Origin of the sequence: uncultured Draconibacterium sp., from assembly GCF_913063105.1 — a bacterium.
Taxonomy (GTDB): domain Bacteria; phylum Bacteroidota; class Bacteroidia; order Bacteroidales; family Prolixibacteraceae; genus Draconibacterium.
The window spans coordinates 37801-64473 of record NZ_CAJXYQ010000019.1; the positions used below are offsets into that span (position 1 = coordinate 37801).

Annotated in this window: 25 protein-coding genes; 7 read left to right on the forward strand and 18 right to left on the reverse strand. The window is 39.3% G+C overall.

The window, feature by feature from the left end; translation table 11 throughout:
* Positions 1-6: 6 nt before the first annotated feature.
* The 10 genes from QZ574_RS16120 to ablA form a co-directional block, all read right to left on the reverse strand.
* Positions 7-627 (reverse strand): CatB-related O-acetyltransferase, encoded by a 621-nt coding sequence (locus QZ574_RS16120; protein WP_297091402.1) that lies wholly within the window; start codon positions 625-627, stop codon positions 7-9.
* On the reverse strand, positions 614-1507 hold the full coding sequence (locus tag QZ574_RS16125; RefSeq protein ID WP_297091403.1) for an SDR family oxidoreductase: 894 nt from the start codon (positions 1505-1507) through the stop codon (positions 614-616). Before QZ574_RS16125 ends, QZ574_RS16120 begins: the two co-directional genes overlap by 14 nt.
* 1 nt (position 1508) lies before the next feature.
* The gene (locus QZ574_RS16130) at positions 1509-2585 is read right to left on the reverse strand and encodes a serine hydrolase domain-containing protein (protein ID WP_297091405.1); all 1077 of its coding nucleotides are present in this window, start codon (positions 2583-2585) and stop codon (positions 1509-1511) included.
* A complete protein-coding gene (locus QZ574_RS16135; RefSeq protein WP_297091407.1) occupies positions 2582-3853 on the reverse strand; it encodes a serine hydrolase domain-containing protein in 1272 nt (423 codons plus the stop codon). The genes QZ574_RS16130 and QZ574_RS16135 overlap by 4 nt, the downstream gene beginning before the upstream one ends.
* Positions 3854-3871: 18 nt before the next feature.
* Positions 3872-4531, reverse strand: a complete 660-nt coding sequence (locus tag QZ574_RS16140) for a DUF3575 domain-containing protein (RefSeq protein ID WP_297091409.1) — start codon at positions 4529-4531, stop codon at positions 3872-3874.
* Between the two features lie 179 nt (positions 4532-4710).
* Positions 4711-6480 carry a helix-turn-helix domain-containing protein gene (locus QZ574_RS16145; protein ID WP_297091411.1) on the reverse strand — a complete coding sequence of 590 codons (1770 nt, stop codon included), beginning with the start codon at positions 6478-6480 and terminating at the stop codon, positions 4711-4713.
* 111 nt (positions 6481-6591) lie between these two features.
* A complete protein-coding gene (locus QZ574_RS16150) occupies positions 6592-8010 on the reverse strand; it encodes a sodium:solute symporter family protein (RefSeq protein WP_297091414.1) in 1419 nt (472 codons plus the stop codon).
* Positions 8010-8237 (reverse strand): hypothetical protein, encoded by a 228-nt coding sequence (locus tag QZ574_RS16155; protein WP_297091416.1) that lies wholly within the window; start codon positions 8235-8237, stop codon positions 8010-8012. Before QZ574_RS16155 ends, QZ574_RS16150 begins: the two co-directional genes overlap by 1 nt.
* A gap of 192 nt (positions 8238-8429) precedes the next feature.
* Positions 8430-9269, reverse strand: coding sequence for a putative beta-lysine N-acetyltransferase (gene ablB, locus QZ574_RS16160; protein WP_297091418.1), 840 nt, complete (start codon positions 9267-9269; stop codon positions 8430-8432).
* Entirely contained in the window at positions 9259-10593 is a 1335-nt protein-coding gene (ablA, locus tag QZ574_RS16165; protein WP_297091420.1) for a lysine 2,3-aminomutase, read from the reverse strand. Before ablA ends, ablB begins: the two co-directional genes overlap by 11 nt.
* A gap of 349 nt (positions 10594-10942) precedes the next feature.
* Between ablA and QZ574_RS16170 the strand changes: the two genes are divergently transcribed.
* Complete coding sequence (locus tag QZ574_RS16170; RefSeq protein ID WP_297091422.1) at positions 10943-13147, forward strand: bifunctional alpha,alpha-trehalose-phosphate synthase (UDP-forming)/trehalose-phosphatase; 2205 nt, start codon at positions 10943-10945, stop codon at positions 13145-13147.
* 64 nt (positions 13148-13211) lie between these two features.
* Positions 13212-15017 (forward strand): glycoside hydrolase family 15 protein, encoded by a 1806-nt coding sequence (locus tag QZ574_RS16175; RefSeq protein ID WP_297091424.1) that lies wholly within the window; start codon positions 13212-13214, stop codon positions 15015-15017.
* 11 nt (positions 15018-15028) lie between these two features.
* Here the strand turns inward: QZ574_RS16175 and QZ574_RS16180 are convergent, their stop codons facing one another.
* Positions 15029-15529, reverse strand: a complete 501-nt coding sequence (locus tag QZ574_RS16180; RefSeq protein ID WP_297091427.1) for a MarR family transcriptional regulator — start codon at positions 15527-15529, stop codon at positions 15029-15031.
* A 136-nt stretch (positions 15530-15665) separates the two neighbouring features.
* Here QZ574_RS16180 and dinB point away from each other — a divergent pair, with 136 nt between their 5' ends.
* Positions 15666-16748 carry a DNA polymerase IV gene (dinB, locus tag QZ574_RS16185; protein ID WP_297091429.1) on the forward strand — a complete coding sequence of 361 codons (1083 nt, stop codon included), beginning with the start codon at positions 15666-15668 and terminating at the stop codon, positions 16746-16748.
* Between the two features lie 142 nt (positions 16749-16890).
* Positions 16891-17898: an alpha/beta hydrolase gene (locus QZ574_RS16190; protein WP_297091431.1), complete on the forward strand. Its 1008-nt coding sequence runs from the start codon at positions 16891-16893 to the stop codon at positions 17896-17898.
* A gap of 35 nt (positions 17899-17933) precedes the next feature.
* Here QZ574_RS16190 and pgl read toward each other — a convergent pair whose 3' ends face one another.
* The 7 genes from pgl to mutY all read right to left on the reverse strand — a co-directional run bounded on the left by pgl (position 17934) and on the right by mutY (position 24442).
* On the reverse strand, positions 17934-18665 hold the full coding sequence (gene pgl / locus QZ574_RS16195) for a 6-phosphogluconolactonase (RefSeq protein ID WP_297091433.1): 732 nt from the start codon (positions 18663-18665) through the stop codon (positions 17934-17936).
* 38 nt (positions 18666-18703) lie between these two features.
* Complete coding sequence (zwf, locus tag QZ574_RS16200; RefSeq protein WP_297091435.1) at positions 18704-20197, reverse strand: glucose-6-phosphate dehydrogenase; 1494 nt, start codon at positions 20195-20197, stop codon at positions 18704-18706.
* Between the two features lie 9 nt (positions 20198-20206).
* Positions 20207-20842: a 4'-phosphopantetheinyl transferase superfamily protein gene (locus QZ574_RS16205; protein ID WP_297091437.1), complete on the reverse strand. Its 636-nt coding sequence runs from the start codon at positions 20840-20842 to the stop codon at positions 20207-20209.
* Positions 20833-21516: a gliding motility lipoprotein GldD gene (gene gldD / locus QZ574_RS16210; protein ID WP_297091439.1), complete on the reverse strand. Its 684-nt coding sequence runs from the start codon at positions 21514-21516 to the stop codon at positions 20833-20835. The genes QZ574_RS16205 and gldD overlap by 10 nt, the downstream gene beginning before the upstream one ends.
* A 13-nt stretch (positions 21517-21529) precedes the next feature.
* Complete coding sequence (gene gldE, locus QZ574_RS16215) at positions 21530-22864, reverse strand: gliding motility-associated protein GldE (RefSeq protein ID WP_297091441.1); 1335 nt, start codon at positions 22862-22864, stop codon at positions 21530-21532.
* Positions 22865-22879: 15 nt separating this feature from the next.
* A complete protein-coding gene (locus tag QZ574_RS16220) occupies positions 22880-23323 on the reverse strand; it encodes a single-stranded DNA-binding protein (protein WP_297091443.1) in 444 nt (147 codons plus the stop codon).
* Positions 23324-23392: 69 nt separating this feature from the next.
* Positions 23393-24442, reverse strand: coding sequence for an A/G-specific adenine glycosylase (gene mutY, locus QZ574_RS16225; protein WP_297091445.1), 1050 nt, complete (start codon positions 24440-24442; stop codon positions 23393-23395).
* A 137-nt stretch (positions 24443-24579) separates the two neighbouring features.
* Between mutY and QZ574_RS16230 the strand changes: the two genes are divergently transcribed.
* From QZ574_RS16230 to QZ574_RS16235, 3 genes are all read left to right on the forward strand, one after another.
* Positions 24580-24864, forward strand: coding sequence for an HU family DNA-binding protein (locus QZ574_RS16230; RefSeq protein ID WP_038559683.1), 285 nt, complete (start codon positions 24580-24582; stop codon positions 24862-24864).
* 7 nt (positions 24865-24871) lie between these two features.
* A complete protein-coding gene (locus QZ574_RS19475) occupies positions 24872-24964 on the forward strand; it encodes an AURKAIP1/COX24 domain-containing protein (RefSeq protein ID WP_202914927.1) in 93 nt (30 codons plus the stop codon).
* Positions 24965-25079: 115 nt separating this feature from the next.
* Positions 25080-26630: an Rne/Rng family ribonuclease gene (locus tag QZ574_RS16235; protein WP_297091449.1), complete on the forward strand. Its 1551-nt coding sequence runs from the start codon at positions 25080-25082 to the stop codon at positions 26628-26630.
* The last annotated feature ends 43 nt before the right edge of the window (positions 26631-26673 follow it).

Here is a 26673-nt window from a genome sequence, read left to right on the forward strand (position 1 = left end):
ATTTTTTTAATCATTTGCAGGAAGGTTTTTATCGGTAAGTAGGTGTAGGTTTTCTGTTATTTTCTGTATATCCCAGTCCCACCATTTTAATTCTAAAAGCTTTTCAATTTCATTAGGTTTAAATCGTTTTCGTATAAGTTTTGCCGGATTTCCACCAACAATAGAGTAGGGTTCCACATCTTTAGTAACAACAGCTTTGGAGGCAATAATTGCGCCATGGCCAATTTTAACACCCGGCATAATTGTCGCCTTGTGTCCCAGCCACACGTCGTTTCCAATTATGGTATCACCTTTATTCGGATAACTTTTATTTTTCATGGCCTCTTGCCAATCGCCGCCAAATATTGCAAATGGGAACGAGCTAATGGCCTCGCTTATGTGGTTGGCACCGTTCATTATAAAAGTAACATCAGACGCAATCATGCAAAATTTGCCAATAATCAGTTTGTCACCAACAAAATCAAAATGATATTTTACGTTTTTCTCAAAATTGTAGACGTCTTCAAAATCATCGTAATAGGTGTAGTCGCCCACAATAATGTTTGGATTTTTAATAATGTTTTTCAAAAAGCAAAGGCGCTTGTAATGGGGGAGCGGAAAGATTTCGTTTTTGTCAGGTAAGCTCATTTTTTTTGTTTTTATGTTGATGCGTGTTCTTTGCTGAAACAGCAAAGAAGTGGATAAGTTTATGCGTGCCAAATTTTGGAGCTACCATATCAAAGGCCATTGCGGTTAAAAAGAATTCAACAGGCCCGAATGTTTTTTCGGCAAAAAAGGTGCGCGCAAGTGCAATGATTGCTTTTCTCAGAAAATCGGGCAGGCGAATAATTTTGGGTTTTTTGCCTGCAGCTTTCAAAGCCATTTCTGCAATTTGGCGGTGAGTAAATACTTCCGGACCTCCAACCAGCACTTCCGTTTGGTTAGAGTTAACGGCATTAAAACACACTTTTGCCAGGTCTTTTCCGTGTATCGGATTCATTTTTTTGTCTCCTTTGCCAAACAGGTATACGCTTCCGCGTTGTGCCATTTCCAAAAAGTCTTTCATGTCCGAGAAAAAACCTGTTGGGCGAATAATCGTGTATTCTAATCCGGAAATTTTCAAGCGATCCACAAAACGCTCTTTCGCTTCGCAAATTCTCAGCTCGCGCATGTTTTGCCCGTTTAATACGGCTACGTATATAAATTTTCTGACTCCTGCTTTTTGGGCTTCCTCAAGTAAATTGATGTTTGCCTGGTAATCCACATCAAGATAGCTAAGGCCATCTTTTTGGCGGGTAATACCTACGGTTGAAATTAGGGTATCAACAGTTTTTAAAACCCCTTGAAGGCTTTCGGGGCGGGTAAAATCTGTTTTAATCTTTTCCAGGTTTTCAGCAGAATATTCGTTCAGTTTTTCAGGACTGCGTGCCAGTGCTTTACCATTTAGTTTTTGATCGATTAATTCTTCTACCAAATATTTTCCGAGGTACCCGGTTGCTCCGGCAATGGCAATATTCTTTTTGTTCATCTTAAAATTCATTGCTGATGATTGTTTCAATTATTCGATTACGAAGTTTGCCGGTGTTATCTTGTTTGTTACCCAAGGTAATAATAATTCCATTTTGTTCAGGAAGAAAACCGATAAGAGAACTGAAGCCGTCAATATCGCCACCATGCCAGCAAAACGTTTTTCCGTTAACTTTACTCTTAAACCAGGCTAGTCCGAAAATGGTGCTTTCATTTGGCACTTGTCCTTCAAATATTAGTTCTTTTTCATCAGCCGAGAACCAATCGTTTCCCATTACAGCCTGACACCATTTTTCAAGGTCGCTAACTGTGCTGGTCCAACAACCGGCACCCAGGGTAATTGCCATCGGGTACTGCGATACATTCACATTTTGGTTGTAGCCTTGAGCATAGTTGGCGCCCAAAATAGTTTCAGTGCCCATTTCGGTATTCATCATGTTTAGTGGATTCAGAATTCGCGATTTTATATAGTTTTCATAGCTTTCTCCCGACAATTCTTCGATAAGTAACGCAACAATTAAAAAATTGGAATTAGAATATGCCATCGAGCTGCCTGGGGTAAAATCCAAATCATTTTCGGCAAGATAAAGCTTAATCTCTTCATATATTTCTTCCGCCGAAATTTGTTCGCCACTTTTTGCTTCCTTTTCTACAAGGGGTAGGTAATCGGGAATACCCGACTGGTGACTTAGTAAGTGACTGATAGTAATTTGATTTGCTTGAGGGAGATTGGTGTCAAAATCGCTTAAGGGCTGGTTGAAATCGGTAATCAAACCTTCGCGTTTTAGCTGAATAATACCCATGCCGGTTAGGGTTTTACTTACCGAACCTATTCTGAATTTAGTTTCTAAATCGTTTAAAATACCTGTTTCTTTATTGGCAAGTCCGAAACTCCCGCGAAAAATATCGTCTCCGTTTTTCGATATCAATACCGAACCATTAAAGCTGGCAGCTTCAAAAAAATTGAAGGCCGTAGAGTAATTTTCGATATCCGGTAACTCGTTCTCGTCACTTGTGCAGGCACTCAGAAATACGAGTGTTGCAACTAATAGGGTATGGATGTAGAATTGTGTTTTCATAAAAGTATAAAATGCTGGTTTAAGGGCTTTTTTGTTTTCGTTTTATTCAGACTAATACTGCTTTGAAGCGGAATGTTTTTGTCTTCAGCTACTGTTAGCTTTTCGATTTCAGACAGTACTTTTACCATAAGAACCACGGATGCTTTTACTTCATCAGTTTGGTTTAATGAACCTGTGATGTATGTATCCAGCTCGGGGCAATAAAACATAAACGATCCGTTGATGCCTGAGTGCCCAATGATGGTTAAATTGGGCAAGGTCGGGAACAATTTTTTGAAGGCTATTTTTCGCAAGCCAAAACCATATTCCATTCCTCGCGATTCCGGAACCCAGTTTTGCATGGATTTGAGCGTTGTTGCTGAAACAATTCTACCGGAAATAAGTGCGTGGTGAAATTTTATCAGGTCGTTGGGGGTTGAAACGATACCACCACCTGCCCAATCGGCCGACAGGCTGATATTGGCAGAAACGTCTGTTTTAGATGCATAAACTTCAGCCATGCGTGCCGTTTTTTCAATTGGTGCTGAACGTAAATGCATGTAGGTATGCTGCATTTGCAGTGGCTCGAAAAAGTTTGCTCTAAAAAAATCATGCAATGTCATTTTACTTACCTGCTCTACAATTAATCCAAGTAAAATATATTCAGTGTCAGTATAATGGTAATCCGTTCCGGGGGCAAATAGGGGCTGCATTTTCGATTTAGAAAAATCAAGAACCTCTTTCGGGATCCACATTTTATCAGGAGCAGAAAAAACAAGCTCCAATACATTTGGACTGCCGTCAATTGTTTCTCCTTCAAAATAATCGGGTAGGCCCGAGGTGTGTTGCAGAAGCTGGGCAATAGTAATTGTTTCAGAATAGTCGTTACCCATAAAAACATGTAAACTGGCTACGATCTCCGAATGTAAATAATTGCTTATTTTATCGGAGAATTGCAAAGCTCCTTGCTCGCACAAAAGGGCAATGGCGGTTGCGGTAAAAGTCTTACCGATGCTTGCGGTATAAAAAGGATTTGCTGCCGAAACAGCCTCGCCGTTTGTAAAAGTACCGCCAATAAATTCCATATTAACCGGAGCAGATGGCGAGTAAACGGCAAGAAAAGCATTATGTATATTTTCTTTTGCCAGCTCTTTCTCAAATAGCCGTTGAATCTTTTTTTGCTGTTCATCCATGCTTTTCTTTTCGCTGGTACATTGAACTAAAACGCCACAAAGAATAAAAATTACGAGCAGGCAGAATTTACATTTATCTATTATTGAAAAATACATGATTCAGCAATTTACAGTTTAAAAAGCATAACCTATAGAAAACTCTCCAAGAAAGCCATTCGAAAACGCATAATCGTCGCGAAAAACATCAATGGCATCCAGGGCTTCCTGGCTTGGGTTAGCCATTTTTATTTCATCGTAGGCATAACCATAACCCAATGTGAAATTCAGAGTAAACCCGCTTTTCCAAATCCAGCGTTTACCAACATTAAGGCCGATGGTACATTCCGGGAGTTTAAAATCAAACTCGCCCGATTCCAGGGTTCCATCGCCTTTAATTTTGCGGTAGCGCGTATAAGCTCCGGCATACCACGAGTTTAAGCCTCCTCCAAAATGGTAGCGGTAATTAAGTATAACGGCTTTACCGCTCGATTCAATATTGGCATCAGAATAAGTGTTGGGGATGGTTTCTAAATCGCCGCGTAAAACCAGTCCGTGGTTCTCGCCAAACAGGTGCTCAACATTAGCCGAATAAAATCCAAATGCCACGCCTCCCGGACAAACATTAACAGCTGTTTTGGCCGGGCTTATCCATTTTTCTTTACTTGTTGTCGTTTTGTTTTCATGGCTTTGGGCTTTTGTTGTAGTGGCAATAGTAAGCAATAAAATGGCAGTAATTAGCAAAAATACCGGTTTAGTCGATACTGACTCTTTTGTTGTTCTTGTTTCCTTTTTCATGATGTTTAATTTTTGTTTTGAATGAATTAACTATTGTTCTCTGTTTTGTTGTTATCGTTTGACGATACAAAGATGAGAAACAAAAAAGAGTCATTCGTCCGAAATTGTAATTCCGTACCATTTGGTGAGATTCCGTACTCTTATGAAATCCGGGACTTGTACCACAAAAGGGAAAGAAGTTATTGTTTAACTGTTTTTAGCCAACTGCCGGGTGTTTGATTTTCTACCTTTTTAAAGTAAGCATTAAATACCGTTTTTGAATTAAAACCACTTTCGTAGGCCAGGCCTAAAAGGGTGAGGTGTGAATTTTTAGGATCGAGCGCCAGTTTTTTGAAATGATCTAATCGAAACTGGTTGATGAACTCGTTAAAATTCATGCCCGTTTTTTCGTTGATAAGGTAAGAGAGTTTGTTGGGGTGAACATTAAAAGATTCAGCCAGTGTGCGCAAATTCAGCTGTGGGTTCAGAAACGGCTGTTGAGTTTTTATTATCTGAATTAACTCTTCTAACTGTTTATTCTCTTCCGTAAAATTGTCATCATACGAATTATTAGTTTCTCTCGTTACCTCTATTTCGTCATCAAGCTTAAAGTTTGAAATATGTAATTTATGGAAAGCATCAAATTTGTGTAAGGGGTGAAAAGAGGGGTCTTGTCTGAAATTGATAATTTGTCCGCGCTTTTGTTCGACGTATTTGCCCAAAAGCTCCAATGCTTCCTGTTGATGATCGGTATTTGCCAATGCAAAAAGTTCATACGGAACCAGTTGTTGTTTATCCTCTGCAACGGTTTGCCATTTTTTTAATGTACTTGCCGGCAGGGTTTTCTTTCCTTTGTTACGAATGTTAAAATAGAGTTTTTTTACATCGGCGTTTGGCGTGTTGCTTATTGCTGCTTCAAACTCATCTTCTTTGTTTAGCCAGATAAGGCATAAAATACGAAGCTCGGCAGCCAATAAAAAATCAGGATTTATTACCAGCGCTCTGTCTACCAGTTGTAAAGCGTTTTCGAACTTGCTTTGGTAATAATTGATGTGCGCTAAGGTGTAAAGATGGTTTGCTGAAAGCGGATCAACTGTCATGGCTTTTTGAATATAGGCTTCAGCTTCATCAAAATAACCATGCGATTGCAGCAGTTCGGCCATGGCTTCCAGGCCATCGGTATAAGTCGGATGTTGATTCAGCATGTTAGCCAGTTGTTTGTAGCTTGCGCTAAAATCCCACTCCATCCAAAACGAACGCCCAATAAACGACAGGCCGTATTCGGGAAGCGATTTGTCCAGGTCGCTGGCAATCATGAAATTTTTAATAGCCAGTTCAAAGCCCTTTTCTGCAGGCATATAACCCCATGCTGCCAGTAATCCATAACTTTGTACCAATCCGTAATAAGCCCGTGCGTATTCCGGGTCGAGCTGTATGGCTGCTTCATAATATTTTGTAGCTTCTGCTATGGAGGGGGCGTCCCACTTAAGCTGCAAGAAATGGCCTTTTAAAAAGAGTTCATAGGCTTGTGTATTTTTTGTAGCTTTTTTTACCAGCGACTCCTGAATGTTAAAATGCCCGAAGTTGTCGCGAATCTGGTTGGCTATAAGCAAGCTTATTTCATCTTGTAAGGCAAAAATATCTTCAATTTCACGATCGAAGTTTTGCGACCAGAAATGAATACCATCAAGAGCATTTATTAACTGAGCAGTAATACGAACGCGTTTATTCACCCGCCGTACACTGCCTTCTAAAACCGATGCCACACCAAGTTGCGAAGCTATTTCGCGCACATCGGTATTTTTACCTTTAAATGCAAACGACGAAGTTCGGGCAATCACCTTTAACCCGTTAACTTTTGTAAGTGCATTTATTATCTCTTCGGTTATTCCATCGCTGAAATATTCATTCTCAGGATCAGCACTCATGTTAACAAAAGGCAGAACAACTATGGATTTCTCATTTAACATTCGGGACCTTTAATCATTTATTCTTGTTGCTGTTGACAATAACAGTTTCCATTTTAACAAAGAAAATCATTCTAAGTTGATTAAGCCCCCTAGTTTTAGTAATAAAACAGTTTAAATAGAAATTTGCTTTGTTTTGGAAAGCGAAGCAACAAGCAGATAAATAATCAAAGATGCACTAATTCCAAATATATTTGCATCGAGGTTTAACGGTAGGGGAACTCTTAAAAGAATGAGCAGTAATGTAACAGAGCCTCCCGTTAGCATGGAGAATAGTGCGGCAATTTTGTTTGGTCTCTTTGCAAAAAGAGCTGCCAGTACCGGAATAATCATTCCTGAAACCATAAAAGAATAGGAGTGAAGCATGAGTTCAAGAACGCTTGTCATTTTTAATGCCAACAGCAGAGCAATGGTGCCAATTATCAGGGTAAGTACCTGCGACAACCGAAGACTGTTTGTTCTGTTATGCATACGAAAAACATCGGTAAGTAAGTTACCGGAAGCGGCCATCAGGCAGCTATCGGCGGTAGACATTATGGCCGAAAAATAGGCCGAAAGAACAATGCCTAAAAATCCAACAGGCAGAACTGTTTTTAGTAAAACCGGTAGTCCCATTTCTGCATCAAGATTGGTAGCATTGTAACCGGGCAAAAGTTGATTTTCCATAGCAACACGAGCAAACATTCCAAGCATTACCCCAATAAAAGCCATTAGCGGATATTCAAATAAGCCGGCAATAAACCACCCGCGTTGTGCTGTTTGTGTATTCTTTGATGCATATATTCGTTGGTAAAGCGTCATACCGATAAACCAAATCGGAATAATGGTAAACATCCAGTTAACGATTTGCTGCCACGAAATTGCTCGAAGCGATAAAAAGTCGGGCTCGAGCGTATTTACAATGGCATTGTAGCCACCAATTTCGTAATAGGCAAAGGGTAGCCCAATAAAAATTAGGCCAATCATAAGTATAATCCACTGAATGGTATCGGTATAGATTACCGCTTTTAACCCCCCTAAAACAGTGTATACAACCGCTATTGTGCCCATTATTAAAAGGGCATTATTCAAACTCAGTCCATTAAACGTTGATGCTGCCAGCTTTGCGCCTGCAAGTATTTGCGAGCTGGTAAATCCGAGGTAACCGATAGCTGATATGAGCCCTGCAATTAAGGCGACCCGTTTATCAAAAATAAACTCCAGAAATTGCGGGAACGACAGAAAGCCCTTGCGCCGGGCCAGGCCAGCAACCTTTGGAATAAGTAAAACGGCACTCAGCCAGGCACCAAGCAAACCGGTAAATAGAAGCCAGCTACCTGATAGCCCCATTGTAAATCCCAGGCCTCCGAGACCAATTGAAAAGCCACCTCCAACGTCTGTGGCAACCACCGATAATCCGATGTGAATACTGCTGAGTTTTCTTCCGCCAACAAAATAATCATCCGTATTTTTATTTTTTCGAAGAAAATAAACTCCAACACCAAGCATGGCGGTTAAGTAGATGCAAAAAATTGACAGATCAATCCAGCCCATTATTTGATATCGACATTAAGCTTAAGGTACGACGATTGATCGACATGTTTTATCAAGCCTTTTTGCATTAAGGAGTAAATTGATTCCTGCCCCTTTGCTGTTGGCAGTTTTAATTCTTTAATAATATCGCCATAAATGTATTTTCCATTGCTTTTAAGGAAAAGTAGTATGGCTTTTTCAAATGGATTTTTAATTTTTTTAATTTCAATTGTTTCTTGTTCTCTCATAAATGTTTTCTTCTCCAATTTTATTTTTTGTTATGGGTTAATTCGTTGTATCTGTTGCAGTTTTTCCAACCTTTTAAGCCCCGGTTACAGAATACATTCCTGAAAATGGGTAAAGGAACATCATTAAACTTTTGCTCGCCTTTATAAAGTGGACAAGTTTCTGCAAAGTGACAACGGTTTCCAAGATTCATATCAAATGTGTTTATACAAAACGTTCATACTTTCTATTTTTCCGGCAATGTGTGTGTTTTTTATTAGGGTGCCCGAATAACAGTAGTTCAATTTTAGAAATGTTTTATTCATGCCAATTGAGTTTAGTCGGGCAATCGTATAAAGCGTTTTTATTCCTTGTTTTTTCATTTCCTTTTCAATAGAATTCAGCAGTAATACCGATAATTTACGGCCACGGTGTTGTGGAAGGGTGGCAAAATCAGTCATTTCTGCATTTTTGCCCTGCACGTCAACTTCTGCCGAAGCTAGTGCTACGAGTTGTCCCTCGGTTACGGCTCCATAATATTGGGTGCCGTTTTCTATTGATTTTAAAATAAATCCCGGATTGTATATCGGAAATGGGTAGGTTATAAAAACTTCGCGGTAAATCTCCGTAATTCGCTGAGAATCTTCTTTGTCCAGTCTGCGTACTGTAACATTAGGCACTTCAATTTTATCAGGAGCAGGTGCTGTGTTACTTTCTTCAAGCATTTTACTGAGGTCGCTGAGCCGGTCTGTTTCGATGTTTAGTAAACGGTCGGAACTCAAAAATTTCGAAACAAAAAATGCCGATTCTTTATTCCCGAAAAATGCTGGTATTTGTGCTTCAGGTAAAAATCCGTTTGAAAGAAATTGGGGTGCAGCATAAGCCGGTATTTTGCAAAATATTTTTGTATATCCGTTTTTTCGCGCCAAATCGTTTATTTCCTGAATTATAGTGGGACAATCTTTTTTATCCAGTTTCATCAGGTAAACGCGTTGGTTTAATTGTCCGTGTTGTATAATGCTTCCGTTTCCAATAGTTTCAATTTTATCCTGCATCTTCTTCCCTCCTTGTCATTCGTTCATTGTCTTCGGGTATTAAAGAAATTGCATCATCAGAGTCTGATAATAGTTTTTCAATACCAATTGCTTCTGTTTCATCAACTTCTTTAAGATTTAGATCCAGATTGCAGTCTTCGCAGTTTCTGTCGCACATTTTTGTTTCGTAACTGTCTGGTTCCTTGTAAGTTGTTATTACTCCTTCGTAGTTGCGTAAAACCACTTTATTTGTCGACCAGGAAATAATATAGTTAGGCATTACCGGAATTTTACCTCCGCCCCCGGGGGCGTCAATAACATAGGTTGGTCGTGCAAATCCGCTGGTATGGCCTATTAAACTTTCCATAATTTCAATACCTTTTCCAATTGGAGTACGAAAATGTGATAAGCCTTCCGAAAGGTCGCACTGGTATAAGTAATATGGACGCACACGGTTTTGCACCAATTTATGAAGTAGTGATTTCATAATTCTAGGACAATCGTTAACGTCGGCTAAAAGAACCGACTGGTTGCCCAGAGGGAAACCTCCATTTGCTAGTTTTGAAAGTGCTTCTTTTGCAGAGGAAGTAATTTCGTTGGGATGATTAAAATGGGTATTTATCCAAAGTGGATGATATTTTCTTAAAATGTCAACAAGTTTGTCGGTAATGCGGTAGGGCAAAACTACAGGCATTCTTGTTCCTAAACGAACAATTTCAACATGAGGGATTTTAGTAATCTCACTCAGTAGCCAATCGATTTTATCATCGGGCAACATTAAGGGGTCGCCACCTGATAAGAGTACGTCTCTAACCTGTGGGGTGTTGGCGATATAATCGATCCCTTTTTTTAGTTGCTCTTTTGACGGCACATAGTCGATGTCGCCAACTTTTCGTTTACGCGTACAATGGCGGCAATACATGCTGCAAATGTTGCTTACATGAAACAACACTCTGTCAGGATAGCGATGAGTTATGCCTTCCACCGGGCTGTCACTGTCTTCTGATAGGGGATCTTCCAATTCCGACTTTAAGGTTACCAATTCTTCAATACCCCCAAAACATTGTTTAAATACGGGGTCGTTTTTAAAATCATTTCTATTAATTAACGAAAGGTAATACGGTGTAATTGATAATGGAAACTTTTCAAATGTTGTTATTAGTTGCTTTCGTTCTTCCCCTTCAAACTTAACGCCTAAAAGTTCTTCGAATTTCTCAATGCTCTTAATTGAATGTTTAAGCTGCCATCTCCAGTCTTTCCATTTTGATAGTCGTGCTTCGTCTTCAATCTGATGTGCAATTGTCTGTTGTCTGTTGTTGTAAATCATATTTATTAAATTCCTCAAAAAAAATGCGTTTTTATATAAATCGTGGTTTGGTAGAATTACAAAGTACGTCAGCCTGCTTTAGCTCAGGGGAGGGGTGTAATGTTTTAGTCTTCTGGTCTTTAATGACTGTTTGAATGGGTGTTCTTCTAGCCTTGTAATTGCCGGTTCTGCCAATTCTTGTTTTGTAAACAATGTTATTTTCATGCCTAATAGTTTCTATGCGAACAAAAGTATAAAAAAATGTGGGCATGCAAATTCAACTTTGTGTTAAATCTATTGTTAATATTGAATTTACATAATGCTAATACAATTTGAGATTATTAATAATATATTTGTAAATTGAAATTAATTTCTATAGAAATAAAATATGAGTCGATTAATAATAGCATCAAACCGCTTGCCGGTAATGATTGACAGAAGTGAAGAAGGAATGACGATAACACCCAGTGCGGGTGGCCTGGCAACAGGATTAAAATCATATCATAAAGGCAGCGACAGTGTATGGATTGGCTGGCCGGGTGTAATGCCTAAAAATAAAAAAGAAGCCGATGAAGTAAGTAATTTGTTAAAAACAGAACAATGTTTACCCGTTTTTTTAAACGAAGATTTGATTACGAATTATTACGATGGATTTAGCAATGCAACCCTTTGGCCATTGTTTCATTACTTTACCGAGTTTGCAGAGTTTAACGAAACTTTTTGGGAGGCATATTGTAAAGTAAATGAACTTTTTGCAGAGGCCATTATTGCCAATGCCGAAGAAAATGATGTGGTTTGGGTGCACGATTACCAGTTATTATTGTTGCCCAATATTTTGCGCGAAAAACGACCGGATTTAACCATCGGTTTCTTTCTGCATATTCCTTTTCCTTCATATGAATTAATTCGGATTTTACCCTGGCGCGAGGAAATAGTTAACGGACTGCTCGGTGCCGATCTGATAGGTTTCCATACCTATGATTATGCACGCCATTTTATTAGTTCCGTAAAGCGTTTGCTGGGGTATGATGTTGATTTTAACCAAATAAAACTTGATGGACGGCAGGTGTTTATTGATGTGTTTCCGATGGGAATTGATTATAAAAAGTTTGAAACGCATGCGCTCGAAATTCAAACAAAACCGGTTCAGGAACGCTCAAAAGAACACCAGGATATTGACCGGTTTTTATTAAGTATGCCCGACCGAAAGTTGATTTTATCTATTGATCGTCTGGATTATACCAAGGGAATTCCGCAGCGTCTGAATGCTTTCAGGTATTTTCTTGAAAAACATCCTGAGTACAGAGAAAAAGTATCGTTGATAATGCTGACTGTACCATCTCGAACCGATGTAGAACAATACCAGAATCTTAAAAACGAGGTAGATGTGCTTGTTGGCAACATTAATGGCGAATTTGGTACATTAAACTGGAATCCCGTAATCTATTTTTATCGTTCTGTTCCTTTCGAAAACCTGATCGAACTTTACAGCTCGGCAGATGTGGCCTTGCTTACTCCATTACGCGACGGAATGAACCTGGTAGCCAAGGAGTATTTGGCATCAAAAGTAAACCATAAAGGGGTATTAATTTTAAGCGAAATGGCCGGCGCATCAAAAGAACTCGGTGAGGCAATTGCGGTAAATCCGAACAATATTCATGATACTGGAGATGCTATTTACAAGGCTTTAACAATTTCGGAAACCGAGCGCGAAAAGGCCATAACCACGATGCAGAAGCGCATTAAACGTTACGATATTCACAAGTGGGCTTCAGAGTTTATGACAGCCTTGCATAATACCATCGAAAAACAATCGGAACACCACGCACGAAAAATTACAGCATCTATAAAAAGCAAAATAGTTAATGAGTTTGCAAAAGCTCAATCAAAAGTGTTGTTTTTAGATTACGACGGAACACTTCAACGTTTCTTTGCCAATCCGCAATCGGCAGGGCCCGACGAGGAACTGTACCAACTTTTAGATGAGGTTGCAGACCAAAAAAATACCACACTGGTATTGGTTAGCGGGCGCGACAGAGAAACTTTTAATCGCTGGTTTGGAAATAGAAAGTATACTTTGATTGCTGAACATGGCGCCTGGCTGCGTGAGGTTGGAAAAGGCTGGATGGAAAGAAAACCGGTACATAACGAATGGAAAGATAATATTATGCCCGTGTTGGAATCTTATGTTGATCGTACACCGGGTAGTTTAATAGAAGAAAAAACCTATTCGTTGGTTTGGCATTACCGAAAAGCCGATATTGAATTGGGTGTATTAAGGGCACTTGATTTGGTACATGATATTTCGAATCTGATTATTAACCAGGATTTAGAAATTTTAGAAGGGAAAAAAGTAATTGAAATAAAGGTTTCGGGTATAAATAAGGGCATGGCAGCCAGCGATTTTATTCATGAAAAACCGGCTCAGTTTATTTTAGCAATGGGCGATGATTGGACCGATGAATTTTTGTTTAAAGAATTACCCGAAAACGCACACACGGTAAAGGTGGGTACCGAAAATTCAGCAGCAAAATATTACCTGAATAATTACAAGGAAGTAAGAGCGTTTTTATCGGAGCTTGTAAAATCATAGTTAAAAATTAAACTGATTTCGTGCTTTCTTATTATTCTCATTCAAATTTAGCTAGGTTGCGCTTATGGATAATTTGAACTACGCAATAATTGGAAATTGTAAAAGCGCTGCACTTGTATCTGAAAAGGGCTCGATTGACTGGTGTTGTTTACCCGACTTTAATTCATCGTCGGTTTTTGCAAAAATACTGGATGAAATAAAGGGGGGGAGCATGGAGTTTTTGGTTGACGATAGCTATAAGATCAGCCAAACCTATATCAGAACCACCAATATTGTTTCAACATTATTTAAAAACCACGACTCGTGTTTTGAAGTGATAGATTTTATGCCACGCTACAAAACCAACGAGTTTGGTTATTTTACACCACCCGAAATTATTAGGTATATAAAATATAAATACGGGAAACCGGTATTTAAAATCAGGTACAACCCCAAGGTGGAATATGCACGTTTTAAAACAAGATTAGTGGATGATGAGGAGTATATAAAATGCTACACTACAGAAGGCGATTACGACTCATTGTATCTCTATACTGATCTGGATAAACAATCCATTTTAAATGAAGAAGAGATTCAATTAACAGAAAATGCTTTTTTACTGGTATCCTACGATCAAAAATTATTGAATCAAACTCTGGACAGGCAGTACCTTAAACTTCAGAAAACGAAAGTATACTGGCTTGAATGGGCCAACAAACTAACTTCGTTTATAAAATACAATAACCAGATTGTAAGAAGTGCGCTGGTTTTAAAGTTGTTGAGTTATGATAAATCGGGGGCGGTGTTGGCTGCGGCAACTACATCTTTACCCGAAACAATTGGCGAGGAGCGCAACTGGGATTATCGTTTTTGCTGGATACGCGATGCATCAATGGTTATAAAAGTGATGTCGGGTTTAGGGCATCTGAATACCGTTAAAAGATTTATGCGTTTTATAATCGATATTATTCCCGACAAGGATGAGAAAATTCAGATTATGTACGGCATAAACCGTGAAAAGAAATTGGAGGAAGAGACTCTGGAGCATCTTTCGGGGTATCAAAATTCTTATCCGGTACGTATTGGGAATGCGGCCTATCTGCAAAAACAAAACGATATTTATGGAATACTGATGGATGTTATTTACCAACAGTTAACCGAGTTTAAAATATCGCTTGAAGACAGTGAGGCCTTGTGGACTATTGTTCGCAGTATTGTTAAAACGGTTGCCAATAACTGGACAAAACCCGACAAAGGAATTTGGGAAATCAGAACAGAAGAAAAACATTTTACTTTCTCAAAAGTTTTGTGCTGGGTAGCTATCGACCGAGCTATAAAAATTGCCGATTTTATTCATAAGGAAAAATATAAAGAAGAATGGCAAGCGCTGGCCGACACCATACAACAAGATATATTTGAAAATGCCTGGAATGAAACAGTTGGGGCTTTCACCCAGTTTTATGGCTCTACCGATCTTGATGCATCAACGCTATTAATGGAACCTTACGGTTTTATTGATGCAAAAGACAAGCGTTATGTAAAAACGGTACAGGCAACAGAAGAGGAGCTTTGTGTTGATGGCCTTATGTACAGGTATAAAAATAAGGATGATTTTGGCTTGCCAAGTTCGTCGTTTACTATTTGTACGTTTTGGCTCATTAATGCCTTAAACGCCATCGGCAAACGCAAAAAAGCCACTGGCTTGTTCGAGCAACTGCTTTCTTATAGTAACCATGTTGGATTGTTTAGCGAAGATATCGATTTTAAAACCAAACGCTTGCTGGGGAATTTTCCGCAGGCATACTCGCATTTGGCATTAATTGAAACGGCTATAAACCTGGCCAAGGGTGAAACAACCGAAGATGAACAGATATTAGACGCAATTCATTAATTCAATTTAAATTACAAAGTTTGTTGTGTTTCGTCATTTGTTTCCAGCTCTGAATCAATAGTGATTAGGGGAGAGGCTTCAACCTGTTCAATATCAAGAATCCTGACCAGGGTATTTAATCCGGCCTCCACTGTCTCCAGCTCTTTTTCGTTAAGCTGTAGTAGCTTTTTCGATAATTCTTCGTGCAAAAGTGCGGGAATAGAGCTTAGCAGCTTATCGCCTGCGGAGGTTAAGGCAATATTTACTACACGTTTATCGCCCGATTTTGGGAGCCGTGCCAGGTAGCCTTTTTTTTCCAGGCGGTTAATTATGCCACTAACGGTGCTGGGATTCAAGTTTAAAAACTTCCTTATTTCCCCTTGCGTGGATTGATAGTTGGGCGAATCGTGTACATAGTTCAAACATAACACCTGTGGTATGCTTACTCCGTGTTCCTTCTGAATTTTTTTAGATTCAATATCTACAGAACGAACAATCTTCCTGATTTTTATTAAAATATCTGTGGTCTCCATTTTGCTCTGTAATCCTATTTTTTGCTAATATATTAAGAAAATATTTGCTTGCGCATAGTAATGCTGCTTATCGGTAGTTGTACAATAAAAAATAGCAGAACTTAGTTATTTTCGTAAGTTGCACATTCGAAAAAAAATGATTACAGGGCAAAACCGGAAAATAATTCATGTTGATATGGATGCTTTTTTTGCATCGGTTGAGCAGCTTGACCATCCGGAGTTGCGGGGAAAACCGGTGGCTGTTGGCGGAACAAGCGACCGTGGTGTGGTTGCTGCAGCCAGCTACGAGGCTCGTAAATTCGGAGTTCGATCTGCCATGTCGTCGAAAGTGGCAAAACGCAAATGCCCCGACCTTATTTTTGTAAAACATCGTTTCGAGCGCTACAAACAAATCTCTACTCAAATCAGAAGTATTTTTTTGGAATACACCGATTTGGTAGAACCACTGTCATTAGATGAGGCTTACCTTGATGTTACTTATGCCAAAAAAGGATTACCCTCGGCAACGCTTATTGCAAAAGAAATACGGACACGAATACTGGAAGAAACAGGTTTAACTGCTTCGGCGGGGGTGTCGTATAATAAATTTCTGGCAAAAGTGGCTTCCGATATCAATAAGCCAAATGGCATGTTTGTGGTAACTCCGGCTATGGCAAATGATTTTATTGATAGGCTGGAAATTCGAAAATTTTTTGGTATTGGAAAAGTTACCGCAAAAAAACTGAACGAAATGGGGGTGTGGTATGGCCGCGATTTAAAATTGATTGAACGGCTGGAACTAAGCCGTATGTTTGGCAAAGCCGGTAATTATTATTACGATATTTGCCGGGGCATAGATAATCGCGAGGTGCAACCCTCGCGCGAACGAAAATCGATTGGAGCAGAGAATACCTTCAGCCATGATTTATTTCTAACGGATGATTTGGAAAACGAGTTGGTGCAAATTGGCGAAAAAGTGTGGGGAAGGGCTCAGCGGGCAACGGTTAAAGCCAAAACCTTAACCCTAAAATATAAATACGCCGATTTTGAACAACATACCAGAAGTATTACTCTGGAGCCTTATTTTGTTACCAAACAACAATTTATTGATGAAAGCCGTGCACTGCTTAATGTTGAAGGTGGTTTTATAAAAGGCATCCGATTGTTAGGGTTAACCTTGTCAAATTTTACAAACGAAGAAGACAAGCAGGGGAGCATTCAACTTACCATCGATTTTTGATTCTGTTTGTTAAAATCTCTGTTTTGATTTGCAATATTTCAACGAACTCCCGTATCTTACCCTTCAATTAATAAACACCGCAAATTGGCCGACTGCGATAAAAAAGTACGACTTACAGTTTCGGTGTACTCACATTTTTATTATGAAACGAATTAAACGCTTTTTTCTGCTACTGATTCTTTTGGCTATAATTACTTATTTGCTGGGGCCCAAACCACCAAAACCCGAGTTAAATAAAGATTTGCCATCGCTATCGGCAAGTATTGCCAATATCGAAACATTTGTGAAACGAAAAGAAGCAGCTTTTTCAATTAAGCCGGATAATGAATCGAGAATAATATGGGCAAACGATAGCCTGAAAGAACGTACCGGTTTTTGTGTGCTTTACCTGCATGGATTTTCAGCATCGTGGTACGAAGGCTACCCTGCGCATGAACGTTTTGCCAGTTATTTTGGGTATAATTTGTATGTGCCACGTTTACACGACCATGGCTTGATAACTGAAGATCCGTTACTGAATATGACCCCCGATGAACTTTATGCCTCGGCAAAAGAAGCATTAATGGTTGCCCGTAGTTTGGGTAAAAAAGTTATTATAATGAGTACTTCAACCGGAGGAACACTGGGGTTGAAATTGGCGGCTGATTTTCCGGAATACGTTGATGCCCTGATTCTTTATTCCCCGAATATTAAAGTCCGGAATAGTTCGATGGCCTTGTTGTCAAAACCCTGGGGCCTGCAAATCGGAAGAAAAGTAATGAAAGGAAAATACCGGATTTCTGAAGATGACCCGGAATCGGAAGCTTGTCAGTACTGGAACTGTAAATACCGGGTAGAAGCCCTGGTTTATTTGCAACAACTGGTAGAAGCCACCATGACAAAAGAAACCTTTAGCCGGGTAACGGCACCTGTATTTTTAGGCTATTACTACAAAGATGCAGAGAACCAGGACGAAACAGTTAGTGTTGATGCGATGCAAAAAATGTTTGATGCCCTGGGAACACTACCGGCGAAAAAAGTAAAAAAGGCATTTCCGGAGGCCGGAGATCACGTTATTGCCTGCGAATTAACCTCAGGAAGTGTTGAAAATGTAATTGCCGAAACAATTCGCTTTGGAGAAGGCATTCTTGGGATTAGCCCAGCCCGTTAGCAATGGTTCTTTAATGAACTGTCAGGTGCAGTTTATCAGGAAATTTGAGCAGCTGCTTCTTCATCTAAAAACCAGGTAAGCGTTCCGTTTGCCGGCGAAATATAGTACGCAGGTAGCAATTGTGCAGCATCGTTGTCGTTCATAATTTCAGCAACACGTAGTGCTTTGTTTGCTCCTGTAACCATAAAAAATACGCGGTTGGCATTGTTTAATACATTGCCGGTTATGGTAATACGTTTTTGTCCTGTTATGGGATGAACGGCAACTGCACAGCTCTGTTCGTGCTCAAAAAGTTCCAGCTGATCAGGAAAGATGGAGGCAGTATGGCCGTCGTCGCCTAATCCCAGAATAATTAAATCGAAAACAGGATCTTCTCCCCTGGAGTTTAACGTTGTTTCCAGCTCCTCCGAGTAGCGTAATGCTTCTGCTTCCGGTTCATTTTCGCCTTTAATACGGTGAATATTGCTTTTCGGGATATTTATAGTAGAGATGAGGTAATCCACCGTCATTTTGTAATTGCTTTGTTCATCGTTGGGAGGAACACAACGTTCGTCGCCCCACCACAAATGAATACGTTGCCATGGGATTTGGTCGGCATACTTTTTACTGATTTTTTTAAAAAGACCTTTTGGCGAGTTTCCTCCCGAAAGAGCAATATCAAAAATTTCCTGATTCGAATTATGAACCATTTTGATAATCTCTTTAGCAATGGCCTTGTAAACATTTTTCTTTTTCGAAAATATTTTTACTTCAGTAAAGGTTTCCATAGTTATTTGTTTATAGCTTGTACACAAATATATGCAGATTATAGTTCACAATACAAACCATCGTTTGTTAAATTTTTGCAAGGGTAGCGCCAATTGCCATTAACAATAAGCTTGTCCGTGTCTTCAGGTCCCCAACTTCCGGCAGGATAGCCGTAAATGGGTATTTCCGGATTGGTATCCCAGGCATTTATAATTGGCTGAACAAATTCCCAGGCGGCCTCAACAGCATCGCCCCGAGCATAAAGTGTTGCATCGCCCTGCATACAATCCAGTAAAAGGCGTTCGTAAGCGGCCGGAACTTTCTTGTCGGCCAAATCAGAATAATGGAAATCCATGTTTACGGTTTGTACCTTAAAACCGGCTCCCGGTGTTTTCATTCCAAATTTTAAAAGTATCCCTTCATCAGGTTGAATACGAATTATCAATTGGTTGTTTCCGCCTGTTCCGGTATCTCCAAATAAATGGTGAGGGACTTTTCTGAAATGAATAACGATTTCAGTTACGCGGGTAGGCAGTTTTTTGCCCGTTCTGATATAGAATGGAACACCCGCCCAGCGCCAGTTGTCGATAAAAAACTTCAGCGCCACAAAGGTTTCTGTTCTCGAAAATTTGGCAACGCCGGGCTCTTCGCGATATCCGTTTATTTTTTGATTGTTAATATGCGATGCGGTGTACTGGCCACGAATAACATACCTCGAAACCTCATTCTCGCGAATGGTTCGCAAGGATTGAAAAACTTTGAGAATCTCGTTTCTTATGGCATTGGCCTCAACTACAACCGGAGGTTCCATGGCTACAAAACCTGCCACCTGAAGCAAATGGTTTTGCAGCATATCGCGCATAGCCCCTGAATTGTCGTAATAACCACCCCGGCCTTCAACGCCAAGGCTTTCCGCCGATGTTATTTCCACCCGCTCAATGTACCTGCGGTTCCAAAGAGGTTCAAAAATACCATTCGAAAAACGGGTTACCAACATGTTTTGTACGGTTTCTTTTCCCAGGTAATGATCGATGCGGTAAATCTGTTCTTCTTCAAAATAATTTAAGAGTTGTTGGTTTAATTCTTTTGCCGAGTTTAAATCGGTGCCAAAAGGCTTTTCAACAATTAAACGTCTGAAGTATTTTTCCGACCGGGTAAGGCCGTTTTCGCATAACAAGCGGGGAATTACCGGATATAACGAGGGGGGAGTAGACAAATAAAAAATGTAGTTGGCTGTTATGCCAAGTTTGTTTGATAATTTGTCAAGCCTTTCTTTTAACGGAACAAAGTCGTTGGCAGAATTATTCTGAACAGATTGATAAAATAAAAGTTCCTTGAAGGCGTCCAGCTGCTCATTATCCAGAAGAAAGTCGTTGGCAAGATTTCTGAAATCTTCATCAGACAGCGCTGATCGGGAAGCCCCCAGAACAGCAAACTTTTGGGGTAACAGCTTTTGCCTGTACAGTTCAAAAAGGGCCGGTATCAGTTTGCGTTTTGTTAAATCTCCTGATGCTCCAAAAATGATGAGTATTTGATTTTCTGCTTTATTCATAATCATGTTTTATTGTTGAAAACAGTACACCAGCACATTGTCCTTTATTATTCGGAACGACAATCCGAAGGTTATAATTCCATCGGGATAAATAAGTTTACCCGAGAATTCGCATTGTTGCCGGTAGTTAAATGGTGGTATAATAATTTGTTCGTTAAACTGAACGCCTTGTATACCCGCACATTTAAAAATAGCTTCTTTGGCCGACCAAAGCAAAATTTTCAGGAACTGAGGGTCGTCTGATTGTTGTAAAAAACTAGTTTCAGAAGGATGCACAAAACGCTTAACAACTCGATCGATATTACGGTTTATTTGTTCCACATCAATCCCGATGTTTTTTTTCGATAAATAAACTGTTGCCAGTGTGGCCGAATGCGATATGCTGATATTTAAGGATTTCGGGTTTAATACAGGTTTGCCACTCGGTTGCAGGTAACTGATTTCGCCTGGTTCAGGTAAAAGATGTTGCAGCAACAGGCGGCTGGCGACAAATTCCTTTTGTCTTTTTTCAAATTTAAAGGAAGCCAATTGGTCTTTTTCGTTTTGGCTAAGTTTACATTGCCTGGCAAGATCGCCGGCAGTTTCGCTTAATTCCCAAATACCAATAAGTCCGTCATTATTTTCTATTTTATCAATTAATGGCATTCGTTCCAGCTTGTGGTTTCAATTAAATGAATAATGTCTGGCTCAAAAAAGTTGATTACGGGCTGCAGAGAATCGATGTCGGGAACCTCGCGAATATAAAAAGCACCGCGTAGAAAGTGATTGGTACTATCGGTAAGAAAAAACTGCATAGGTGAGGCGGCATTGCCTTCAATAGAATAAATGGTGCCATAAACCTTTTGCCTGGGATTCAGAAAAAGGCGTTCGTCAATAGCATCAGCTTTTATGGTGTGTTTGTAGGCAAGCGAGCGGGTTTCTTCCATCAATTCCATCAAAAGCGAATTCCGGGCTTCTTTTTTTCCATTTAATTGGTAGTATGATAGATGAACCTCAACTTTGTTCTCAGGCACCGATACGTTAATCCAATTGGGTTTGTTTAAGTTTCGTTTGTCTTTTTCTATCCGGGCATAGGCCGGAATCTCAAATTTATACGGATACGATCCTGTAATTTCAGCATACGTTTTTTCGGGAAAATCAATTCGAAAATAGCCACGGGGTTTTGGGGTGTAACTTTCTTTGCAGCTGACTAATAGAAATACAATAAAAAAGAAACTTAAAATTCGCAGGCTTACTTTTCTGAGGTTGTTATTCAACACAAAAAAAGGTAGAAAATGCATGTTTTTAGTTCGTGTATTGTGTGTTATAAATTTAATCATGCTTATTTCTGAATTACTTTTTCCTGTATTCGCCAATTACTACTTTTATTTGTTTTATTCGTCGATTATCAACTTCTTCAATTGTAAAGGCAAAATTTTTGCATTTTACTTTTTCTTTTAACGTAGGAATTTCCCCTTTTATTTCAAGGATTAGACCGGCGAGGGTATCTGCATCACCTTTAACATCGTCAAAAATAGTGTCGTCGCAATTCACAATTTTATAAAAATCGCCCAGTAGCACCTTTGCATCAAACAGGTAGCTATCGTCTGATAGTTTGGTAAAGAAATTTTCTTCCTCATCAAATTCATCAGTAATATCGCCTACTATTTCTTCCAGAATATCTTCAAGGGTAACAATACCCGAAGTGCCGCCATACTCATCAACAACAATAGCCAGGTGGATTTTATTTTTCTGAAACTCTTCGAGTAACGAACTTATCTTTTTTGTATCGGGTACATAAAAAGGTGGCCGAATTAGAGTTTGCCATTTAAACGATTTGGTTTTATGGCTGTGCTGAAGTATATCTTTAATGTAAAGAAGGCCACTAATATTGTCAAACGAATCGATATAAACCGGAATTCTAGAATAGCCTGAATCGTTTATTATCTCCAAGACCTCTTCAAAATTGGTACTGATATCCAACGAGATGACATCAACGCGGGGAGTCATAATCTCTTCTACACTTTTATTTCCGAATTTTACGATTCCTTCAAGTATTTCTTTTTCTTCCGAAAGCTCCTGGTCTGATGTTAGTTCAAGCGCCTGCGAAATTTCATCCATCGAAATGTTTTTTACATGCTTTTGCAGCCTCCGGTTTACAAAACTGGTTGATGATATTAAAATGGCATTAACAGGCCGGAACAATTTTTCAAGCGTTTGCAGGGGCAATGCCATAAAGCGTGCAAACTGCAGGGCAAAGTGGGTGGCATATACTTTAGGGAAAATTTCGCCAAAGAGTAAAAGAAAAAAGGTAATTAATACAACCTGAAAAACAAATTCAAGCGTTGGGGCATTGACAAACGATATTAATTTGTTTGAGATGTATGCGGTTAGCACAACAATACCCACATTCACAAAATTATTGGCAACCAAAATGGTAGCCAACAGTTTTTCGGGGTTTTCGAGGTTGCTCAATACCCGCTGGTTGGTTTTACCTTTGTGTTTTAGTTTTTGCTTTTCGCTTGCCGAAAGCGAAAAATAGGCAACTTCAGAACCGCTTATCAATGCTGAGCTAAACAGCAAAAACAAAACGATAACAATCGAAATTATTATTCCAAAACTTATAGGGTGCAGTTGAATTTGCCAGGAGCCAATTGCGGCTGAACTTAAAAGCGATTCTGTTTCCAAATTTTATGATTTTGGTTAGAAAGGAAGATCCTCATCTCCTTCCGGCTCTTCAATATCCGGTTCCGAAATTTGAGGGGTAGCAGCACTGCTTTGTGGGGTTCCGCTTTGGGCCGGTGCATTTTGGTTATCGGCACGGTTGCCAAGCATTTGCATTTGGTCGCCATAAATTTCTGTTACATAGCGTTTGTTCCCGTCTTTATCATCGTACGAGCGGGTTCGTATTCTACCTTCGATGTAAAGCTGGCGTCCTTTAGTAACATATTTTTCTGCTACCTCGGCCAGGCCTCGCCATAAAACAATGTTGTGCCACTCGGTTGTAGTAACGCGCTCACCATTTTTTGCGTTATAACTCTCAGAGGTGGCCAGTGGGAAATTTGCCACTGCAACTCCAGTGTCAAGATGACGTACTTCAGGATCTTTCCCTACATTTCCAACAAGAATAACTTTATTTACTGACATAGCTATAATTTTATTTGGTTAACATTTTCAGATCAAATAACTTTCTGCAATTAGTCACCGGTTTTAATTTTAATCACCCAACCCGGCATCGTTTAAAAATTGTTCAACCAGTCGGGGTACAGCAAATTTAGAAATATCTTTTTTATTTACCCGAATTAGAGGCGAAGGAATATTAACATTACACATAACTTCTATATAAATTGTTTTGGAGTAAATAATTTGATGGCTCAATACGTGTTTTTTTTCAGGCGATATATATTTTATACTATAAGATGCGGCGCTTACAGGTAATTGGTTTTTTAGCAAGGCCTCATCAGAGAGGCGGTTGGTAGTTTCAAGCAAGGGGAGTTGATAAAGGTTTTGCCAAATATCCTGGCCAGTTCTTTTATCCATTATTATACTGTCTCCCTCATCATATATATAATAGTAAAAAAAACGTTTGCGTTGTTTTGTCTTTTTTTCTTTAACCGGTAACCGGCTTATACTATTATTAATAAAGGCATGGCAGCTGTTGTTAAGCGGGCATATAGTGCAGTTGGGCGATTTTGGTACACATTGTAAAGCACCGAATTCCATTAAAGCCTGGTTGTGCATACCCGGATCGTGTTCGGTAAGCAGCTCTTCTGCCAGCTGTTGAAATTCCTTTTTACCCTGCACCGAATCAATTGGGGTGGTAATTCCGAAATAACGGGCCAGTACCCGATAGATATTTCCATCAACAGCGGGGTAGGGCAAATTAAAAGCAATAGACGCAATGGCGGCAGCAGTGTAGGGCCCCACGCCCTTTAAGCTTAAAATGGTTTTGTAATCGTTCGGAAACACGCCATCATACAAACTCGAAATAATTTTAGCCGTGGCATGTAAGTTTCTTGCCCTGGAATAATAACCAAGTCCCTGCCATAATTTTAATACCTCATCTTCTGCAGCATTGGCAAGGTGTTTTATGCTCGGATAGGTGGCAGTAAACCGGGTAAAATACCCCGTACCTTGCTCTACACGTGTTTGTTGCAAAATTATTTCTGAGAGCCATATTTTGTATGGATCCTTATCGTCGCGCCACGGTAAATCGCGCTTATTTAACTTATACCACTTATAAATAAGGGTCACAAAATCGTTCATTTTACGCTAACTGGTTAAAAATCTTACAGAAAAACAAAAATAAATTATTTGAAAAGCTTTTGGGTTTTATAATATTTTTTATTTTTGCAAACTCGAATAAAAACGATTAATACATTGAAAATTAAATAATTTAAGAGATGACTAAGGCAGATATTGTAAATGAAATTTCGAAAGAAACAGGAATTGAAAAGGTAACTGTACAGAAAACAGTTGAAGCTTTTATGGAAACAGTAAAAGATTCATTAGTTGATGGTAAAAATGTTTACCTAAGAGGTTTTGGTAGTTTTGTTGTAAAGAAAAGAGCAGAAAAAACAGCTCGTAACATTTCAAAAAATACAACTATTATAATTCCTGCACACAATATTCCTTCATTTAAACCAGCGAAGACATTTGTATCAGAAGTTAAAAATCAAGTAAAATAATAGAGTTATGCCAAGCGGTAAAAAAAGAAAAAGACACAAGATGGCCACTCATAAGCGCAAAAAAAGATTGCGTAAAAACAGGCACAAGAAGAAGAAATAAGATATTAATGAATTAATTTCTTATAGTTAATGATTAAACCTAAAGCATTTAATGCTTTAGGTTTAATCTGTTATAACGTATAGTATTAACCAAAAGAAGTAGATGATTAAAGGTTGTGAGTAGCGATTTAATTATTGATGTAACTCCATCCGAAATTGTTATTGCCTTACAGGAAAAGAAGAAGCTTGCAGAATTAACCAGAGAGAGAAGCGGGGCAAAATTCGCTGTCGGAGATATATACCTCGGCAAAGTAAAGAAAATTATGCCCAGTTTAAACGCTGCTTTTATCGACGTAGGTTACAACAAAGATGCTTTTTTACATTACCTTGACATGGGGCCTCAATTCGCCACGCTAAATAAATTCCTGCGAATTGCCTCATCACGAAAGAATAAAATTTCTTCCATTTCGAAAATTCATTCAGAACCCGACATTAACAAAGAAGGTAAGGTAAACGAGCTGTTAAAAGTAGGTCAGAAAATATTGGTTCAGGTAGCGAAAGAACCAATAAACACTAAAGGACCACGATTAACATCTGAAATCTCAATTGCGGGACGAAACTTAGTTTTAATGCCATTCAGCGACAAAATATCGGTGTCGCAAAAAATTCGGTCAACCGAAGAAAAAAACAGGCTAAAAAAACTTATTCAAAGTATTAAACCCCGCAGGTACGGTGTAATAATCCGTACGGTAGCCGAAGGGAAAAAAGTAGCAGAACTCGATCAGGAACTTCGACGGTTGGTTGAAAAGTGGGAAACTACTTTTCATAAGCTTCGCAGGGCACATGCTCCATCGCTTATTATTGGCGAAATGGACAGAACAACAGCCCTTTTGCGCGATATTTATCATCCCAACTTCAACAGCATTATTGTAAACGACCAATCGGTAGCTTCAGAAATTGCCGATTACATAGGTAGCATTCAGGCCGACAAAAAGAAAATAGTTAAATACTACAAAGGACGTCAGCCAATTTTCGAACATTATGGCATTGATAAACAAATTAAAGCCTCGTTCGGTAAAACCGTATCTTTTAAAGATGGTGCCTATTTAATCGTAGAACACACCGAAGCGTTTCATGTAATTGATGTGAACAGTGGGAATCGCGCCAGAGCCGGAAACGACCAGGAAAGAAATGCACTGGAAGTAAACCTGGCTGCCTGCGACGAAATAGCAAGACAATTACGGTTGAGAGACATGGGAGGAATCATTGTAATTGATTTCATCGACATGCACGTTGCAGCCAATCGCCAAAAAGTGAATGAACACATGAAAGCGATTATGGCTGACGACCGGACCAAGCACAACATTCTTCCACTTAGTAAGTTTTGCCTGATGCAAATAACCAGGCAAAGAGTTCGCCCGGAAGAAAACATTGAAACAGCAGAAAGCTGTCCGACATGTAAAGGAAGTGGAAAAGTTGTGCCTACTGTTTTATTTGCTGATGATATTAACAGCAAAGTAAACTACGCGCTAAAGGAGCTGAACAAAAAGAAACTATTTCTGAAAGTTCACCCTTATACAGCTGCATACCTCACAAAAGGATTAAAAAGTCCACAAAACAGGTGGTTTTTTAAACACCTGAAGTGGGTTGGAATTCAGGCTGTAAATTCGTATTCCTACCTGGAATACCATTTTTTCGACGAGAATGAGGAAGAAATTATTTTATAAAAAGAAAGCCGTTCATTTTTTGAGCGGCTTTTTTTATTTTCGC